The organism is Burkholderia sp. R-40, assembly GCF_049942845.1.
In the GTDB taxonomy this organism is placed as follows: Bacteria; Pseudomonadota; Gammaproteobacteria; order Burkholderiales; family Burkholderiaceae; genus Burkholderia; species Burkholderia ambifaria.
Genome location: NZ_CP187968.1, coordinates 781,380 through 799,344 on the forward strand (window position 1 = coordinate 781,380; position 17,965 = coordinate 799,344).

General features: G+C 66.7%; 16 protein-coding genes. 7 read left to right on the top strand and 9 right to left on the bottom strand.

Translation table 11 applies throughout. The features are described from left to right. The first annotated feature begins 111 nt into the window (after positions 1-111). Positions 112-1,890 carry a SulP family inorganic anion transporter gene (locus ACP26O_RS19930; RefSeq protein WP_175663799.1) on the top strand — a complete coding sequence of 593 codons (1,779 nt, stop codon included), beginning with the start codon at positions 112-114 and terminating at the stop codon, positions 1,888-1,890. Between the two features lie 166 nt (positions 1,891-2,056). Then, entirely contained in the window at positions 2,057-3,583 is a 1,527-nt protein-coding gene (locus ACP26O_RS19935) for a CYTH and CHAD domain-containing protein (protein WP_175701120.1), read from the top strand. Between the two features lie 28 nt (positions 3,584-3,611). Here the strand turns inward: ACP26O_RS19935 and ACP26O_RS19940 are convergent, their stop codons facing one another. From ACP26O_RS19940 to ACP26O_RS19965, 6 genes are all read right to left on the bottom strand, one after another. Then, complete coding sequence (locus ACP26O_RS19940; protein ID WP_425100278.1) at positions 3,612-4,085, bottom strand: c-type cytochrome; 474 nt, start codon at positions 4,083-4,085, stop codon at positions 3,612-3,614. A 71-nt stretch (positions 4,086-4,156) separates the two neighbouring features. Continuing rightward, the gene (locus ACP26O_RS19945) at positions 4,157-4,657 is read right to left on the bottom strand and encodes a c-type cytochrome (protein WP_175663352.1); all 501 of its coding nucleotides are present in this window, start codon (positions 4,655-4,657) and stop codon (positions 4,157-4,159) included. Continuing rightward, on the bottom strand, positions 4,654-5,199 hold the full coding sequence (locus ACP26O_RS19950) for a methylamine dehydrogenase light chain (protein WP_175654334.1): 546 nt from the start codon (positions 5,197-5,199) through the stop codon (positions 4,654-4,656). Before ACP26O_RS19950 ends, ACP26O_RS19945 begins: the two co-directional genes overlap by 4 nt. Before the next feature lie 39 nt (positions 5,200-5,238). Continuing rightward, on the bottom strand, positions 5,239-5,871 hold the full coding sequence (gene mauD, locus ACP26O_RS19955; RefSeq protein ID WP_175654333.1) for a methylamine dehydrogenase accessory protein MauD: 633 nt from the start codon (positions 5,869-5,871) through the stop codon (positions 5,239-5,241). Further along, positions 5,868-6,422 carry a MauE/DoxX family redox-associated membrane protein gene (locus ACP26O_RS19960; protein ID WP_175663351.1) on the bottom strand — a complete coding sequence of 185 codons (555 nt, stop codon included), beginning with the start codon at positions 6,420-6,422 and terminating at the stop codon, positions 5,868-5,870. The genes mauD and ACP26O_RS19960 overlap by 4 nt, the downstream gene beginning before the upstream one ends. Positions 6,423-6,429: 7 nt before the next feature. Next, positions 6,430-7,587: an amine dehydrogenase large subunit gene (locus ACP26O_RS19965; RefSeq protein WP_175663350.1), complete on the bottom strand. Its 1,158-nt coding sequence runs from the start codon at positions 7,585-7,587 to the stop codon at positions 6,430-6,432. Positions 7,588-7,829: 242 nt separating this feature from the next. Here ACP26O_RS19965 and ACP26O_RS19970 point away from each other — a divergent pair, with 242 nt between their 5' ends. From ACP26O_RS19970 to ACP26O_RS19990, 5 genes are all read left to right on the top strand, one after another. Continuing rightward, the gene (locus tag ACP26O_RS19970; RefSeq protein ID WP_011659449.1) at positions 7,830-8,792 is read left to right on the top strand and encodes a helix-turn-helix domain-containing protein; all 963 of its coding nucleotides are present in this window, start codon (positions 7,830-7,832) and stop codon (positions 8,790-8,792) included. A 133-nt stretch (positions 8,793-8,925) separates the two neighbouring features. Further along, positions 8,926-9,870 (top strand): GlxA family transcriptional regulator, encoded by a 945-nt coding sequence (locus tag ACP26O_RS19975; protein ID WP_011659450.1) that lies wholly within the window; start codon positions 8,926-8,928, stop codon positions 9,868-9,870. A gap of 478 nt (positions 9,871-10,348) precedes the next feature. Continuing rightward, positions 10,349-12,067, top strand: a complete 1,719-nt coding sequence (locus ACP26O_RS19980; protein ID WP_175663349.1) for a M36 family metallopeptidase — start codon at positions 10,349-10,351, stop codon at positions 12,065-12,067. A 76-nt stretch (positions 12,068-12,143) separates the two neighbouring features. Continuing rightward, positions 12,144-13,397, top strand: coding sequence for a M20/M25/M40 family metallo-hydrolase (locus ACP26O_RS19985; protein ID WP_175663348.1), 1,254 nt, complete (start codon positions 12,144-12,146; stop codon positions 13,395-13,397). A 118-nt stretch (positions 13,398-13,515) separates the two neighbouring features. Continuing rightward, complete coding sequence (locus tag ACP26O_RS19990) at positions 13,516-13,884, top strand: YbjQ family protein (protein WP_175663347.1); 369 nt, start codon at positions 13,516-13,518, stop codon at positions 13,882-13,884. A gap of 39 nt (positions 13,885-13,923) precedes the next feature. Here the strand turns inward: ACP26O_RS19990 and ACP26O_RS19995 are convergent, their stop codons facing one another. From ACP26O_RS19995 to ACP26O_RS20005, 3 genes are read right to left on the bottom strand one after another with little or no spacing between them, the layout of a single operon-like run. After that, positions 13,924-14,643, bottom strand: a complete 720-nt coding sequence (locus ACP26O_RS19995) for a PepSY-associated TM helix domain-containing protein (protein WP_175663346.1) — start codon at positions 14,641-14,643, stop codon at positions 13,924-13,926. Further along, the gene (locus tag ACP26O_RS20000; protein WP_011659455.1) at positions 14,640-15,323 is read right to left on the bottom strand and encodes a Fe2+-dependent dioxygenase; all 684 of its coding nucleotides are present in this window, start codon (positions 15,321-15,323) and stop codon (positions 14,640-14,642) included. The genes ACP26O_RS19995 and ACP26O_RS20000 overlap by 4 nt, the downstream gene beginning before the upstream one ends. Before the next feature lie 44 nt (positions 15,324-15,367). Continuing rightward, complete coding sequence (locus ACP26O_RS20005) at positions 15,368-17,572, bottom strand: TonB-dependent receptor (RefSeq protein ID WP_175663345.1); 2,205 nt, start codon at positions 17,570-17,572, stop codon at positions 15,368-15,370. Positions 17,573-17,965 lie beyond the last annotated feature (393 nt).

Below are 17,965 nucleotides of genomic sequence, written 5' to 3' on the forward strand. Positions count from 1 at the left end.
AAACGCAACATCGTGAAACCGCGCTTGCTCTCCGACGATACCCGAACCTAATCTTCAATGGCACAGGCGGAGGTGGCGAACGATTCCGCCCGGGTTTCCTGACACGCCGCGATAAACATGAAAAGCCGTGCTCGCCCACATTCGGTTCAATCGACTCGCCAGCCCGCTGCCGGCCCGCTGCGGTGGATCACCGGCCTCGCCGCGGTGCGCGGCTATCAATGGTCGTGGCTGCCGCACGATCTGCTTGCGGGCGTCACGCTCAGCGCCGTGCTCGTGCCTGCCGGCATGGCGTACGCAAACGCAGCGGGCCTGCCCGCCGTCAGCGGCCTCTATGCATCGTTCGCCGCGATGCTCGCGTATGCGCTCTTCGGCCCGAGCCGCATCCTCGTTCTCGGCCCCGACTCCGCGCTGGTCGCATTGATCGCCGCAAGCATCGTGCCGCTTGCTCACGGCGATGCCACGCGCGGGCTGGCCCTCGCCGGGGCGCTTGCGATACTCGCGGGCGCGATCTGCATCGCGGTCGGCGCGCTCAGGCTCGGATTCGTCACCGAGCTGCTGTCGCTGCCCATCCGGCACGGTTTCCTGAACGGCATCATGCTGACGATCAGCATCGGACAGCTACCCAAGCTGCTGGGATACCAAGGCCACGGCGAATCGTTCGTCGAGAAGGTGCGCGACGTGATCGAAGGCATCGCGGCATCGAGGGTGAACGCGACATCGTTCGCGCTCGGCGTCGCCGCGCTCGTGCTGATCCTCGTCTGTAAACGGCTCTGGCCCAAAGTGCCGGGCGTGCTGCTCGCCGTGGCGGGCGCGACGGCGGTGGTGATGTGGTTCGATCTGTCCCGGCACGCGGGCGTGGCGACCGTCGGCGCGGTCCCGCCAGGCCTGCCCGTGCCGCGCATCCCGAACGTGACGCTCGACGACTGGCTGCATCTCGCGGGCAGCGCGGCGGCGATCGCGCTCGTTTCGTTCACGGATATCAGCGTGCTGTCACGCACCTACGAATTGCGCAACGACACCAGCGTGGACCGGAATCACGAATGCGTCGCGCTCGGGCTGTCGAACATCGCCGCCGGTCTGGTGCAGGGGTTCGCGGTGAGCGCGAGCGGCTCGCGCACCCCAGTCGCGGAGGCGGCGGGCGCGAAGACGCAGGCGACGGGCGTGGTGGCGGCCGCCGTCGTCGCCGCGCTGCTCCTGTTCGCGCCACGCGCGCTGTCGCACACGCCGCAATCCGCGCTGGCTGCCGTCGTGATTGCCGCATGCGTGAACATGATCGAAGTGCGGGGCGTCATGCGGCTTTATCGTCTGCGCAAGAGCGAGTTCGTGCTGGCATTGGTGTGCTTCGTCGGCGTTACGGTCCTGGGTGTCGTGAACGGCATCGCCCTGGCGCTGCTGCTCACCGTGCTGTCGTTTCTATGGCGTGCGTGGCGGCCTTACGACGCCGTGCTCGGGCGCGTCGACGGCATGAAGGGCTATCACGACGTGTCGCGCCATCCGGAAGCGCGGCGCGTGCCGGGGCTCGTGCTGCTGCGCTGGGATGCGCCGCTCTTTTTCGCGAACGGAGAGATCTTTCGTGAGCGCGTGCTGCGCGCCGTCGACGAATCACCGCAGCCGGCGCGCTGGATCGTCATCGCGGCGGAGCCCGTGACCGATATCGACCTGACCGCCGCCGATGTGCTCGAACGGCTGCATGGCGAACTGGCGGCGCGCCAGGTCAAGCTAGTCTTCGCGGAGCTGAAAGGCCCCGTGAAAGACAGCCTCAAGCATTACGGGATGTTTGGCATGTTCGGCGAAAGCAACTTCTTTCCGACGGTTGGGGAGGCGGTCAGCGGCTATCTGAAAACGCATCGGGTGGAGTGGCACGACTGGGAAGACGAAGCATCGGGTTGAAAACGGATCGGCCGGATCAATGCATGCGTGGTGATGGCCGGAGCGCCGTATCTGGGGCCTCCGCCAGTGACAGCAAACGCTTAAAACGCAAAAGGGACGATTCGGCGTGGGAACTCGCGTGCGCTGCGGTGTAGTCTGATAGTCAGGTGCCACATCGGAGGGCGATATGGAACGGGAGTTGAAGCTACGGGTTTCCGTGAAGGATCTCGACAAGTTGCGCAGCGCGCCGTTGCTCGCGCAATCCGGCGGCGCCCACGCGCCTCAGTTGCTGAAGAGCACGTACTTCGATACGTCAGCGTTGTCATTTCACGGGTGCGGGGCGTCTCTGCGGATACGCGCGGTCGGCAACAAGCGAATTCAGACGTTGAAGCTGGAAGGATCGGTGCAGGCCGGCTTGTTCGACCGCGATGAGTTCGAGATGCCGGTCGTTGGCGACCTCCCCGATCTGGCGCGGCTGCGGGATCGACTGCCCGCTGACAGCGACTGCGGCAGGCTGATTCGCGACGTGGCCACGGCGGCCCGGCTCGAGCCCGTGTTCGTCACGCGAATCAGGCGTTCGGCTTTGCCGCTGCGCTTGCCGTCCGGCGATGAGGTCGAGGTGGCGCTCGACAAGGGGACCGTCGAGGCGGAGTCGAATTCGGTCCCGATCGCCGCTGTCGAACTGGAGCTGAAACGGGGCCGCCCTGAAAGCCTGTACGGCGTCGCACTGGAATTGCTGGAGATCGTACCGTTGCGCATCGATCGCGAGAGCAAGGCCGATCTCGGCTACGGCCTGCTGGTGGCCGAGCACCGTCCACCCGTCAAGGCGCAACCGTTACAACTGAAGAAACGCGATTCGATCGAAGACGCCTTCTGCCAAATCGCGCGCAACTGTCTGGATCAGGTCCACGCCAACGAGCGTGGCGTCGAGTCCGGCCACGATCCGTCGTGCGTCCATCAGATGCGTGTGGGGCTGCGTCGTTTGCGCTCGGCGCTCGACCTGTTCGCGAACGTGATCCCCGCGTATCCCGGTCTCGACGACGAGCTGCGCTGGATCGCCGCCGAGCTCGGCGCCGCGCGCGACTGGGAGGTGCTGGCGGGAACGACGCTCGACCATGCCGGTACGAACGGCATTCCGGACGAGATGCATTCGGTGCGCGAAGCGTGCGAGCACATTGCCGTCGAGAACCGGCAACGCGCGGCCGCGGCGGTCGGGTCGGTTCGCTACACGCGGCTCGCGTTGCAGCTCGCGTCATGGTTGAGCCGAAAGGGCTGGCGACAGGAGATGTCCGACGAACAGCGCGCCGCGATCATGCAGCCCGCGAAGCCGTTTGCCGCCGATGTTCTGCGTCGTCGGCACCGGAAACTGATCAAGCGTGGCAAGCGGCTGGCCGATCTGGACGATCATCGTCGCCACCGTGCGCGCATCGCGGCGAAGAAGGTTCGATACGCGACCGAATTCTTCGCATCGCTGTGCCGCAAGCGGGCCGTCCGCTCGTATGTCGATGCGCTGACCGCGCTTCAGGACGATCTGGGCTGGCGTAACGATGCCGTTGTCGCGGACAAGCTTCTCAAGGCGCTGCCCGATACGTCGCCTGACGCCGCGCCGGGCGCGGGCTTCGCGCGAGGCTTTCTGGCCGCGCGCGCCGCAGCCGATCACCAGACCTTGAAGAAGCTGTGGAGCCGCTTCAAACGGCTGCCGCCACCGCACTGAATCGGCACGACGCCATCGCCACGCACGATCAGTACCGTTCGGACACACCGTCGATCCCGCGCGCCTGCAGCGCGCGAACCAGCCCGGCACGCACCGTCGCGACGTCGGAAAACGCCGGCCGTCGATGCGCGGCGACTTCGGCTGCCGTATAAGGCTTGAAATCGCGCGGCAGCGCGTCGCGGTTCATCGTCGTGAGCACCCAGTTGAGCACGTCGGCGAGATCCTGGTCCGACAGCGCCGAATTCGACGCACCCGGCACGCGCATCACGTACTCGCGCCCCGCCGGCAGATGCGTGAAATAACCGAGCGAGTTCGCAAGCGGCGGCACCTTGCCCGGAATGCCGCCGCCCGTCGCTGTGTGGCAGCCCATGCAGTTGAGCACCCAGTGCTGTCGCGCGAGCGTCGCGTCGGCCGCGCCATCGGCATGGGCGGGGATCGCGATCACACACGCGGTGGCCGCGACCACCGCCGGCAACGAAAACAGACGGCGTGCGATGAACACCCCGCTCCGCCATGCCGCCGCACGCGGGCCGCAACGCACCACCCCGCCACGCCACTGAATGCACCGGGCATTCACAGCCCGAGCCCCTTCGTCACGACCGCACGTTGCGCGTGAACGGCCGTGCCGTCCATCTCCTTCGCACGCGCCGCGCGAACGTCGGCCGCCGTGAACGGCTTCGCGTCGCCGTGCTTATCGTTGAGATCGAACACGACGTAGTTCAGCACGTTCGCGATGTCGTCGTCGCTCGCGCTCGCGAACGACGGCATCTTGAAGTTGTAACGCTTGTCGTGCACGTTGATCTCGCCGAACATCCCGTGCAACAGCGTCGCGACGAGTTGCGCGCGGCCCGCGTCGGCCGTCGCGTACTTGCCCGGATACTCGGTCAGCGGCGGCGCGAGGCCGTCCTGTCCCTTGCCGCCGGCCTGGTGGCACACCGCGCACTGCGCGTCGAACAGGCTCTTGCCCGCCGGGTAATGGACGGCCTGCTGCGCACCGGCAAAACCGGGCAGCGCAACACCCGCAACAGCCGCCACGCACGCGACAACGATCTTTCCAGCTTGCATTACGTTCATTGTTTTGCCGCCCCCAGCAGGACCGAAACCGAACAGTGGTAATTCGAATTGCCGTTCGCCATGCACCAGTTGATGTCGTTGTTCAACGACAGCTTGTACAGCGGCTTCTCGCGCTCGTTGCGGTTGCAGAAGCACTTGCCGCACGACGTCTTGCCGCAGCAGTCGTTGTACGACACGATGTAGTCCGAACCGTCGTGCGGATTTCGGCACGTGCCGATCCACGTGATCGGCGACGGCGTCGTGCCCGGCGGGCAGCTGCTCGACGTGCCGCCGCAGCAGCTGCACAGCCAGCCGTCGATCGCGCAGTACTTCCAGTAATCGCAGCTCGTCGGATCGTCGCTCGCGCCCGACGCAGCGGCGCCGGAAGCTGCCGACGCGCCCGATGCGGCGTCGGCCGCATACGCGGTGCGATCGACCGGCAGCAGCGGCAGCATCGCCGAGCCCACCAGCACCTTGCCGAGCCTCGCCATCGCGCTGCGCCGCGAACTATGCTGCGCGACGCCGCGCGCCGATCGTTCGAACCATGAATCAAACAGGCCCATGGGATTGTTCTCCGTTGACGTTGAAAGAGGGTCGGCCGATCACGCGTGCTGCGCGTGCTCTTCGTGGCCGTGGTCGTGATCGCCATGGACGAACTGCTGCAGCGATGCGACGCCCCGCTCCTTCGCTTCGAACAGGCTCTCGAGATGCTCGCGCGTGTTGACGAGCCCCTTCGCACGCACGGTGCCGGTGTCGTCGAGCAGCACTGCGTACGGCAGCTTGCCGATCTGATACGCGAGGCCGAGCTCCTGCGACAGTACGTACGGGAAGCGCGCGAGGTCGTGCTTCTGCGCGAAGCGCGTGTGTTCGTCGAGTTCGCCGTCGCTCGCGAGCACGATGTTCACCGGCGTCGATTCGCTCGCCTGCAGCGACGGCAACAGCGGCAGCAGCTTCTTGCAGACCGGGCACGTCGGCGACAGGAAGAACAGCAGCGTCGCCTTGCCCGCCGCGTCGATGCCGCCGACCTTGATCCGCGAACCGCGAATGTCGGTCAACTCGAACGTCGGCGCGATCGCGCCGACCGCCGGCCCCTTGTCGATCATCAATGCGCCGGCCGGCATGATGCGTTCGTACAAGATGCCGATCTGGCGCACGAGCGCGAGGCAGATCGCGCCGAGCGCGAGGACGGCGATCCACAGCAACGCGGTGGAAACGGTGAGAGCGGTTTGCATCATGAATTCCTCAGATGTGAAAGGCGCGGGATGTTGGCGAGCAGCACGTCGACGGTGAGCAGCGCGCAGACGATCAGCAGCACGGAAGAGAACAGCGTCAGGTAGTCGAACCACACGACCGCGCGGCCGCCCGGCTCGACGAGCGCGGTCGCGGCCAGCGCGACGAGCAGCAGCACACGCGCGACATGCAGCCAGCCGATGCCGCGCGGCGCATCCGCGCGCGCGGCGGCAAAGCCGGAACACCCGCAGTCGATGTCGGTGTGGCCGCGCACGATGTTGATCGTCATGCCGGCCGCGAACACGAGCAGTAACGCGATCAGGCCGAGCGCGCCGGTCATGCGCGTATCGGGAAACAGCAGCGCCGCGGCGCAGGCGGCTTCCGCGAGCGGAATCGCGAACGCCGCGGGCGCGGTGAGCGCATCGGGCAGCAGGCGATAGCCGGCGAGCGCTTGCCGGAACGCCGCGGGCCGGCGCATCTTCGCGAAGGCGCCGAGCAGCACGACGACGGCCGCGCCGGCTTGCGCGCTGGTGGCGAGTACGGGATCGAGCGTCATCGCGGCCTCACGGGTTCACGAGCAGCGTCGACGTACTGCCGATCTGCTTCTCGACGTGCTGCCGCTTGCCGGTGCGCGCGTCCATCACGACGAGGTCGGACGTGCCCGTCAGCCCGTAGAACAGCGGCTTGTCGTCCTCGCTGACCTGGATCGACACGAGCGGATCGACCTTCTGCTGCGCGAGATCCCAGCGCGCGACCCGCTGTTTCGTCTTCAGGTCGTAGACCCACACCTGCGTGCCGGGATCCTTGTGCGTGCCGTCGCCGCCCTTGTGCATCAGCACGTAGTAGCGGTGCTGCTTCACCTGCACGGCCGTCTGCTGCATGCCGCCCGGGCGCCAGCCTGCGGCGCGCTCGGCGTCGGTCAGCAGCGACCACGGCTTGCCGAACGCCGGCTTGTCGCCGCTGAAATCGGCGCTGCGCACGTTGCCGTGATACGTCGTGAACAGATAGCCGCCGTTGTAGCGCGACGCGTTGATGAAGGCCGGATCGTTGTCGACGTCGATGAACGCGTCGGACATCGTGCGCTTCACCTCCTTGCCGTTCGCGTCGAGCGTGACGGTCAGCGCCTTGCCGCTTTCGCACAGCGCGGTGAAGCGATCGTTCCCCGACGGATACGCGAGCACGCATGCCGCGGTGTCGATCTCCGACAGCACCTTCTTCGACACGGCGTCGATCACCGTCACCGACGCGGCCGGCGTGATGTTCGCGACGTACAGCCGCTTGCCGTCCGCGCTGAACGCGGTGTTGTACGGCGACGGCACGTGCTGCCCGTGCTTCGCTGGAATCACGATCTCGCCGCTGTGATCGAGCGTCGCGTTGTCGGTCATCTCGACCACGTCGGTGCGCGTGCCGTGCGAGCCGCGCGAGAAATAGGTCGTCGCGATGAAGCTCGTCTTGTGGTCGGGCGAGATCGCGAGGCCGGGCGCGAAGCCGCCGTCGATCTGGCCGAGCAGCTTCTTCGCGTCGGCGTCGTACACGTAGATGCGGCCGTCGGTCATTGTCGGCATCGCGATGTCGACGACGTACACCTCGTGCGGATGCCACGGCGGCATCTTCTGCACGACGAGTTCCTCGGGCTTTTCCGTCGCGTTCGCGCTGCTGGCCCACGCCGCCGCGAACGCCAGCGTCGCCGCGCAAACCGCGGTGCGTCGCCTTGCTCTCATGTCGCCTCCAGTTGGGGATTCACGTTATGTGGGGCGACTGTAGTTCGACAATAAACCGGTTCAGCACCCGGACCGGCAACGCGTGCGTGCCGATTCGGGACATTGGAAAACCGCCTGAAAGGCACCGGGTATCGACACCTTCCGGCCCCTCAAAAACCCCCGGCCAAATAGCGCTCGCCCGTATTGCGCCGACCATTTGGCCGGTTTAATCTTGCGCGGTCCGAACGACCACCGGAGGCGCCGTGCGCGTGTTTCATCAGATGTTCGACGACGCAGACCGGCATGCCGAGGCGCTGCGTGGCTGGGATCAGCGTTACGACCAGATCGGCTCCGGTTCGTATCGCAGTGCGGTCAAGCACGCGGTGCTCGACGGCGTGCAGCTGTTCCAGGAAACGGCGAACGTGCGCATCATCCAGCGCGGGCGCCTGCCGCCCGGTCACACGGTGTTCGGGATGCCGCTCACCGGCTCGGGCAACTTTGCATTCGGCGATGCGCGCATGGAGCGCGGCACGATCGTGATGGCGCGCGGCGGCGCGCCTTTCGAACTCCATTCACCGGACGACATGTCGCTGATCGGCGTGGTCGTCGATGCCACGCTGATGCAGCAGATCGAGGATGCCGCCGATGTCCGGCTCGACGAGCGCGCGCTGCGGCGTGGCGTCGTCGACGTGCCGGTCACCGCGCGCGAACGCGCGAGCGTCCAGCTCGCGACGCTGCTCGAGCGCGTGCTGTCGGCACCCGATACGTTCGACGCGGCGCGTGCGCAGTCCGAATTGCGCGGCGAAGTCGGCAACGTGCTCGTCGATCTCCTCACGTATCGAATGCCCGGGCCGCCGAACCGTCTCACGCATGCGTGCCACGCCGACATCGTGCGCCGCGTGCACGACTACGTGATCGAGCATCCGGAGGCGCCCGTCGACATCCTGAGCCTGTGCACGCAACTGCGCGTGAGCCGGCGCACGATGCAGAACAGCTTCCAGTCTGTCGTGCAAACCGGCCCGCTGAACTACACGCGCGCGCTGCGCCTCGCGCAGGTACGGCGCCTGCTGCTCGACACGCGGCAGTCCGACCTGCCGATCAGCGAAGCGGCCGCGCGCTGGGGCTTCATCCATCTCGGGCACTTTGCGAACGCCTACAAGGCCCAGTTCGGCGAACTGCCGTCGACGACGGCGCGCCGGACGGTGCGCGGCGCAAAAACGCGCTGACCGCCCGCAAAACCCGCGATAATCCCGTGTTGAACGTTCGGCTCCCGCGGGCCGGGCGCGGCGCGCTGCCCCGCCGCTCGCCGCACCGTGCCGCGCGGTGCGCGACGCCCACCCGATTCCACCCCACGCCCCGATGCCAGAGGATTTCCATTTCCTGTTGCTGCCCGGCTTCTCCGCGCTCGGCTTCATGTCCGCGGTCGAACCGTTGCGCGTCGCGAACCGGTTCCGCACCGAGCTGTACCGCTGGCACGTGATCAGCGCGGACGGCGCGCCCGTCGCCGCGAGCAACGGCATCCCGGTCGCGGCCGAAGCCGCGTGCGCGGACGTCGCGCAGGTCGACACGGTGTTCGTGGTCGCCGGCTTCGATCCGCTCGTGTGCTACGACCGCGCGCTCGCCGACTGGCTGCGCCGCCAGAATCGCCACGGCGCGACGCTCGGCGGCATCGATACCGGCAGCTTCGTGCTCGCGGAAGCCGGGCTGTTCGACGCATCGCAAACGCTCACGCTGCACTGGGAAGCGCTTGCCGCATTCCGTGAACGCTACCCGGGCCTGAACGTGACGCAGGAGCTGTTCGAGATCGGCGAGCGGCGCATCACCTGCGCGGGCGGCACCGCATCGATCGACATGATGCTCGACCTGATCGGCCGACGGCATGGCGCGGAACTCGCAGCGGCGATCTCCGAGCAGTTCGTCGTGAGCCGCATCCGGCAGCGTTCGGACAGCCAGCGGCTCGAGATCGCCGCGCGCTACGGCGTGCACAACCGCAAGCTGATCCAGGTGATCGGCACGATGCAGCGGCACATGGAGAACCCGCTCGGCTCCGACGCACTCGCGCAGGAGATATCGGTCACGCGGCGCCAGCTCGAACGGCTGTTCAGCGCGACGCTGAACGACACGCCGACGCACTTCTACCTGAACCTGCGCCTCGACCGTGCGCGCGAGCTGCTGCAGCAGACCGACATGAGCATCACGTCGGTGTGCGTCGCGTGCGGCTTCGAATCGCCGTCGCATTTCTCGCGCACGTACCGCTCGCGTTTCGGCGTGAGCCCGCGCAGCGACCGCCGCGCGACGCGCTGAACGGCGCCGCTTTTGCGTACAATCCGGCGCGCTATTGCGCGCGCCGGCTGCGTTTGCCGCCATTCGCTGAACAATGCCGGCGAATGATCGACGGACCGAAGCAGGCTTCGAAAATAATTTGCAATGTCGCCGAAAATGTTCTGTAACATACCTCGCAATTAGATAGGCAGCCCTAAGGAGATGAGAGCCCGGGGCCGCGCACGTCGCGCCACGCAGGCTGCCAAATCGATCTCAATGCCGATCCGAGGGGTATGACATGACGATGCTCGCTTCGCCGTCGCCGCACCTGCCTTCCGTTCGCTTCCCCGCCGCCGCTCCTTCCCGATTCGTTTCGACCTGACGCTTAGTCCTCCTTAGTCAGTCGACGCTCCCAGCACCGCTTCGCCGCACCGGTTCCATCGAGCCGGCGCGCGGGCCGTGTCGTGCCTGCTCGCCACGAGCGCGCGGGCGTGTCCAACCGTTGAGATGAGGATCACGTATGCAGACATCACGCAAAGCATTGCCGATCGCCCTGGGTCTCGCGCTCGGTTTCGGCATCGTCGGCGGCAGCGCGGCCGATTCCAAGGTCGGGAACCCGCAGGCGTCGAGCCTGCGCGAAAGCCTGACACGGGGCGTCGCGTCGGCGCCGGCCGCGGCCAGGACCGATACGGCCGCCGGGCAGTTCCGCGCCGACGGCGTCGCCGTCACGCTGTACAACCCCGCGTATCACGCGAAGAAGGCGGCCGCCACGCCCGCCGCCACTGCGCGCGATTTCGTCGCGTCGCAGGCGACGCAGCTCGGGCTCGACGCGGCCGCGCTGGCGAGCCTCGTGGTGACGTCGGAGCGCAACGACGCCGATTTCACCGTCGTGCGCTTCCAGCAGCAGGCGGCTGGGCTGCCCGTGTACGGCAGCGAGATCGCGGTGACCGTCGCGAAGGACGGCCGCATCCTGTACGTCGCGAGCAACACGATCAGCGGCGTGATCGCCACCGCGCGCAAGGCGCAGGCGGTCGACCAGCAGCAGGCGCTCGACCGTGCGCGCGCGTATCTCGGCGTAAGCGGCTTCACGCACCTCGACGCGCAACTCGTCGCGTTCGTCGACAAGGCCGGCACGCATACCGCGTGGAAGGTGCGCGGCCGCCCGCAGGACGGCCCGAAGGGCGACTGGGAACTGCTGATCGACGCGAGCAGCGGCGAAGTGCTGCGCGCCGAGGACAAGGCGTTCTATGCGACCGACGGCACCGGTTTCGTGTTCCGGCCGGATCCGCTGTCTTCGACGAAAAGCAGCTACGGCAGCACGGGCTACAAGGACAACAACGACGTCGATTCCACGCAGCTCACGGCCGCGCGCGTGCGCGTGACGCTGAAGGAGCTCGCGCTGTCGGGCTCGCGCTACACGCTGTCGGGACCGTATGCGTCGTGCGTCGATTACGATGCGCCGCGCGACGGCGCGTGCCCGTCGCAGGCGACGCCGGCGTTCGAATTCACGCGTGGCAATCTGTATTTCGAAGCGGTGAACGTGTACTACCACATCGACACGTTCCTGCGCTACGTGAACCAGACGCTCGGCATCAAGGCGCTGCCGTACCAGTACACGGGCGGCGTGCAGTACGACCCGCACGGCGAATCGGGCGACGACAACTCGTCGTACTCGTCGAGCAGCGGCCGGCTGACCTTCGGTCAGGGCGGCGTCGACGACGCGGAAGACGCGGACGTCGTGATCCACGAGCTCGGCCACGGCATCCACGACTGGGTGACCAACGGCGGCCTGTCGCAACAGGAAGGCCTGTCGGAAGGCACCGGCGATTATCTCGCCGCCGCATATAGCCGCGACTTCAATCAGTGGAGCCCGTCGGACACGCAGTATCACTGGGTCTACAACTGGGACGGCCACAACGAATACTGGGGCGGCCGCGTGACGAACTGGAACGTCGGGCGCACCTACGCGCAGGCGCGCGGCGCGGAGATCCACACGGCCGGCCAGTACTGGGCGTCGTGCAACCTCGTCGCGCGCGACGCGATCGGCGCGCAGGCGATGGACAAGGCGTTCCTGAAAGGGCTGTCGATGACCAACAGCTCGACGAACCAGAAGGCCGCCGCGCAGGCGGTGCTGACGGCCGCGGCCGCGCTCGGCTACAGCAGCGCGCAGCTCACGGCGATCGGCGACGCGTACAACAAGAGCTGCACGTACGGCGTGACCGTGCCGCAGAAGTCGTAATTCCGCAGCAGGCGGGGGCGCCGCACGACCTGCGGCGCGCCCTTTCCTCGACATCGCTACCCTCACGAGATCGAACATGCCTACTCTGACATTGACCCGCCTGAGCGCCGCGCTCGGCGGCATGCTGCTGACCGCCGCCGCCCAGGCCGCGCCCGTATGGATCACGCTCGGCGACACCGCGTTCCGGCAGCTTCAACGCATCGATGCAAGCGCAACCGCGCAATACAGCACGGCGCTCGACGCTGGCCATGCGGCCGACGGCACCGTGCGCCGCGAAACCGTGCATATCGTCGGGATCGACGATGCCCGGCTCGGCGAGCTGGCCCACGCGGTACACCATGCGCGCGGCCACGGGCCCGGCTACATCGTGCACGACTCGTTCGATGACGCGCGCCAGGCGTTGCAGCCGGTATCGGCGGCAGTCGCGAAGCAGGCCGCCCTGCCCGCCTACACGGTGTCGAACGCGCCGCGGATCGGAACGTGGATCCAGCCACTGCAGGCCAGCAACATCGTCGGCACGATCACGTCGCTGTCCGGCTTCACGAACCGCTATTACACGACGTCGCATGGCGTCGCCGCGTCGGACTGGCTCGCGCTGCAGTGGAAGCAGCTCGCCGGCTCGCGCGCCGACATCACCGTCGAGCAGTTCGCGCATACGGGCTTCCCGCAAAAATCGGTGATCCTGACGATCCGCGGCAGCGATCCGGCCGCGGGCACGGTCGTGCTGGGCGGCCACGTCGATTCGACGGTCGGCCGCACGACAGAAAACACGCGCTCGCCCGGCGCGGACGACGATGCGTCGGGCATCGCCAGCCTGACCGAAGCGCTGCGCGTGCTGCTCGCGAACGACTACCGGCCGAAGCGGACGATCAAGTTCGTCGGCTACGCGGCCGAGGAAGCCGGCCTGCTCGGCTCGAAGGCGATCGCGAAGCAGTTCCGCGCGCAGAATGCGAACGTGGTCGGCGTGCTGCAGCTCGACATGACGAACTACAAGGGCGATCCGAAAGACATCTACCTGATCACCGACTATACGAACGCCGCGCAGAACACCTACCTGACGAACCTCGCGAAGACCTACCTGCCGGAACTCGCGATCGGCACGTCGCAGTGCGGGTATGCGTGTTCGGATCACGCGTCGTGGAATGCGCAGGGCTATCCGGCGTCGTTCCCGTTCGAAGCCGACCAGAACGATAGTCCCTACATCCATACCGTGAACGACACGCTGGAGAATTCGGATCGGCAGGCGAACCACGCGCTGAAGTTCGGCAAGCTGGCGCTCGCGTATGCGGTCGATCTCGGCGGCGACGGCAGCGCGACCGTCAAACCCTGACCGCGCCTCGGCCGGCTCGGGCCGCACCGGGCGCGCATGGCATGCGCGCCCGTTCGAACGCGTTTCCGGTTCCGGATAGAATCGTCGTTCGATCACTTCCGCACCACAGTGCCCCGCCATGACCGATTTCTCCCGCTCAATCAGCGATCTCACGCCCGAGCGCGTCACGACCGCGTTCGACCTGGCCGGCCATACGACGGCGCGCTCGCTCGGCGTCGCACAGGGCATCGTCGTGCGTTCGCGCTCGATCGTCGGCTCGTTCGGCGCGGCGCTGCAGACCATCTTCGGCGGCAACATCACGCTCTATACGTCACTGTGCGAGAAGGCGCGCCAGCAGGCATTCGACAAGATGCTCGCCGATGCGCGCAAGCTCGGCGCGAATGCGATCGTCGCGATGCGCTACGATTCGACCGAGATCGGATCGGGCATCACGGAAGTCATCTGCTACGGCACGGCCGTGCAGGTCACACGCGACGCCGGCGCCTGAGCGTCAACCGGGCGTCACCCGCGTCACCCGCGTCACCCGTTACGCGCCGGCCGCCCACACGATCGCGACAATCGAGCCGATCACGAGCACTACGCCGATCGTCTTGCGCTTGTTCAGTTCGGTCCACAACAGCACGCCCGTCAGCGACAGCAGGATCAACGCGCCCGCGAGCGTGTCGACGAGCAGCACCCAGCCGATGCTCATCCCGACGCCCTTGTGCAGGTTCATCAGCCACGCAAGCGTGGCGTTGTCGGTGCGCTTGAGCGTCATCGTGTCGCTGCCGACCCAGTAGTCGACGGCGACGCTTTCACGCGGCGACGCGAACACGAGTTGCCAGTGCTCGGGTTGCACGGTCTCGCGCTCGCCCCATGCGACCGGATGCTCGGGTTCCTTCTGCACGCGCCCCATCCGTTCCGGCAAATGCAGATCCGGTTGCCCGCGCAACCATTGCGCGAGCGCGAGCGGCGAATCGGGTTCCGGGTCGGGCACGTCGAGCCGCAACGTCTCGACATGCGGCGCACCCGTCTGGATCCGCAGCGGCGGCGCACGATGATTCAGCAGGAACCCCGTCGCGCCGAACAGCAGGCCGAGCGCGGCGCCCCACAGGCCGACCCAGCCGTGCACCTTGCGCAGCCACTTGATGAACGTACCGCGGCGCGATCGCGTGCGGCCGGCGCCGGCCGGACGCGCGCCTGGCGCAATGCGTGACGCGGGCGACACGGGCGCCGTATCGATTTCGATGGGATCGGCAACGCTCACGTTTCGCTCCAGATTCGCAAAAGATTGTGATAACAACCAACCAGGCTGCGGCATGCGTCGGTATCGGCGCCGCTCGCGTTGAGCCGCTGGATCGCGGTGTCCATGTCGAACAGCAGCGCGCGCTGCGCATCGCTGCGCACGAGGCTCTGCACCCAGAAGAAGCTCGCGACGCGCACACCGCGCGTGACCGGCGTGACCTGGTGCAGGCTCGTCGCCGGATAGACGATCATGTCGCCGGCCGGCAGCTTGACCTGCTGCACGCCGTACGCGTCCTCGATCACGAGTTCGCCGCCGTCGTATTCGTCGGGCGCGGACAGGAACAGCGTGACGGACACGTCGGTGCGCAGCTTCACGCCGTTCGGCAACACGCGCACCGCGCCGTCGACGTGACTACCGAACGTCATCCCGCCTTCGTAACGGTTGAACAGCGGCGGATAGACCTGGTTCGGCAGCGCCGCGCTGATGAACAGCGGATTGCGCTCGAGCGCGGCGAGGATCACGTCGCCGAGTTCGCGCGCGATAGGCGAATGCTCGGCGATCTGCTGGTTGCGCTTGACCGGCGCACCCGTATAGCCAGCCGTCGCACGGCCGTCGACCCACGCGTCGCCCGCGCGGTCGAGCCGGTCGCGCACCATGCTCACCTGCTCGGGCGTCAGCACGTTCGGGATGTGTACAAGCATCGTTTCCCCTCTTTCATCGAATGGCGCGACGGCGCGCGTGTCGCTCAGAACCGGTAGTCGAGCGTCGCGAGGAACGTGCGCCCGACGCCCGGCACCGCACGACCGCCGTCCGACTGGATCAGCGCATCGTAATAGAACTTGTTGGTCAGGTTCAGCAGGTTCAGGCGCAGGTCCCACTGCTTCGCGTGATACGCGGCCGTCGCATCCCAGCGCGTGTAGCCGCCCACCTGCACGTAGTCCGTGTTCGCCGCGTAGCGTCCCGACATGTACGTCGGGCCGCCGCCGATCTCCCAGTGCGGCGTGAATGCGTAGGTGGTCCACAGCGTGAACGTGTTGCGCGGCGTATTCGCGAGCGTCTTGCCCTGCGTGCCGTCGCGCGCGCCCAGGATCACGCCGTTCATGTACGTGTAGCTGCCGAACACCTGCCACTTCGGCGTGATGTGGCCCGTCACGCTCGCCTGGAAGCCGCGCACGCGCACGTCGCCTTCGAGCAGGTATTCACCCGTCGACGTCTGCGTGCGCGCGTTGCTCTTCTCCTGCTGGAACAGCGCCGACGTGACCGACAGGTTGTCGTTGAGCAGATCCCACTTGCCGCCGACCTCGTACGACTTCGTGTGCTCGGGCGACAGGTTCTGCGTGTTGTTCGTGACCGTCAGCGTCTCGAGCGACGGGTTGAACGACGTGCCGTACGAGAAGTAGTACGACTGCGATTCGGTCGGCTGGTAGATCACGCCGGCCCGCACGCTCGTGAAATAGTTCGTCTGCGACGCGTAGCGGGGCGCGCTCACCGTGTTCGCGAGATGCGCCTGGAAGCGATCCCAGCGCAGCCCGCCGACGAATTTCCAGTCGCGGCCGATCGACACCGTGTCGTTCAGGTACGCCGCGAGCGTGGTCGCGCCCGATTCGGCGTGGTTGGCCGGCGTCTGCTTCGCGTTGGTCGGCGTCGACGCCAGGTAGGCCGGGTCGATCAGCGACAGGATCGGCAGACCGCTGCGCGTGTACGCCTGGTTCGTGTAGCTGTCGTGGCCGACCTCGACACCGGCGATCAGGTCGTGCTTCACGAAGCCCGTGTCGAACTTGAAATGCGCCATCGTGTCGTTGTCGACCGAATGGTTTTCGATCACGCGGTCGTGGCTCGCGAGCCTCACGTACAGCGCGGACATCGGCAACGACGTGTAGTTGCCGTTCGTCAGCGCGGTGCTCGACGACAGCGGCCCGGTCAGCACCGCGTTCGCGGCCGTCTCGCGCGCATCGGTCATCGAGTGCGAGAACGACGTGCGGTTGCTGATCGTCAGCGCATCGTTGACCCGATGATCGATGCGCGCGGACACGGTCTGCACGTCCTGGATCGTGCGATCGTCGGTGAGGCCATAGAAGGTGTTCTTCGGCACTGGCGCCGGATGGCCGTTGACCGCGAGCACGCCGTAGTCGGGCATGTCGTAGTTGTGCTGGATCAGCGCGGACAGCGTCACCTCGGTCGGCGTGCCGATCCCGAAGCGCAGCTCCGGTGCGATACCGTAGTCCTTGTTCTTCATCACGTCGCGCGTCGAGCCGAGCGACTGGCCGAATGCGTTGATGCGGAACGCCGACGTCGCGCCCAACGGCCGGTTCAGGTCGACGCTCGTGCGGTAGCGGTCGTTGGTGCCGATCGTCGTCGACACCTCGGCCGACGGCTTCAGGTTCGCCTTCTTCGACACCTGATTGATCACGCCGCCCGTCGAACCGCGCCCGAACAGCATCGACGACGGGCCGTACAGCACCTCGACGGAATCGAGGTCGAACGTGTCGCGGTAGTACTGGTTGCGGTCGCGAAAGCCGTCGAGATAGATGTCGTTCTGCGCGGTGAAGCCGCGCAGGTTGATGTTGTTGCCGATCTGCCCGCCTTCCGCGCCGCCGATCGTGATGCCCGGCGCATTGCGCAGCGCGTCCTGGAACGACGTGAGCCCCTGCGACTCCATCAGCGCCTTGTTGATCACCGTGACCGACTGCGGAATGTCGCGCAACGCGGTCGGGGTTTTCGCGCCGACGGTCGAACGTTCGGCCTGGAAGTCCTGTTGCACGGCCTGCCCCGAAACGCTGATGGTCGGCAGCGTTTCGCGCGCGGCGGCGGCAGCCGGCGGCGCATCGCCCGGTTTCGCGGCGACGGCCGGCGACGATTCGGCGCTCGTGCTCTGAGCGAGTGCGGGCGAAGCGATAGGCAAAGCAAAGGCCAGCGCGAGCGCGCTCGCGAACGGGGTCCTGTTCAGCATGGAAATCCAGTCGGAGTGAAACCGCCCCGCGTGGACACGCGCCGATGCGCGCGCACGAGGCACGGATGCGATGGCTTGCGGGCCACCGGCAATCAGGCCGACGGCACTAGCTGGCTAGGATTGACGAGTCACCGGCGGCAGTCGCCGCACCGGTCACGGAAATGAGAATCGGTATCATTCCATGTATTTCTTTTGGTTTCAATTGATAACCGCTTCGTCATACGAAAGCACTATGTTTCAGAAAATTACGGAAAGTTATATGTAATTTTCAGAATGGTTTTCGTAATTAAAATCCGCTGTTTCATCGGACGAATGCCGCCCGAGGCCTTGTGCGGCAAGGCATTGACGGAATGGCCCCTTTTCGCTTTCGGGCCTCGTCGAACTGGCTGACGC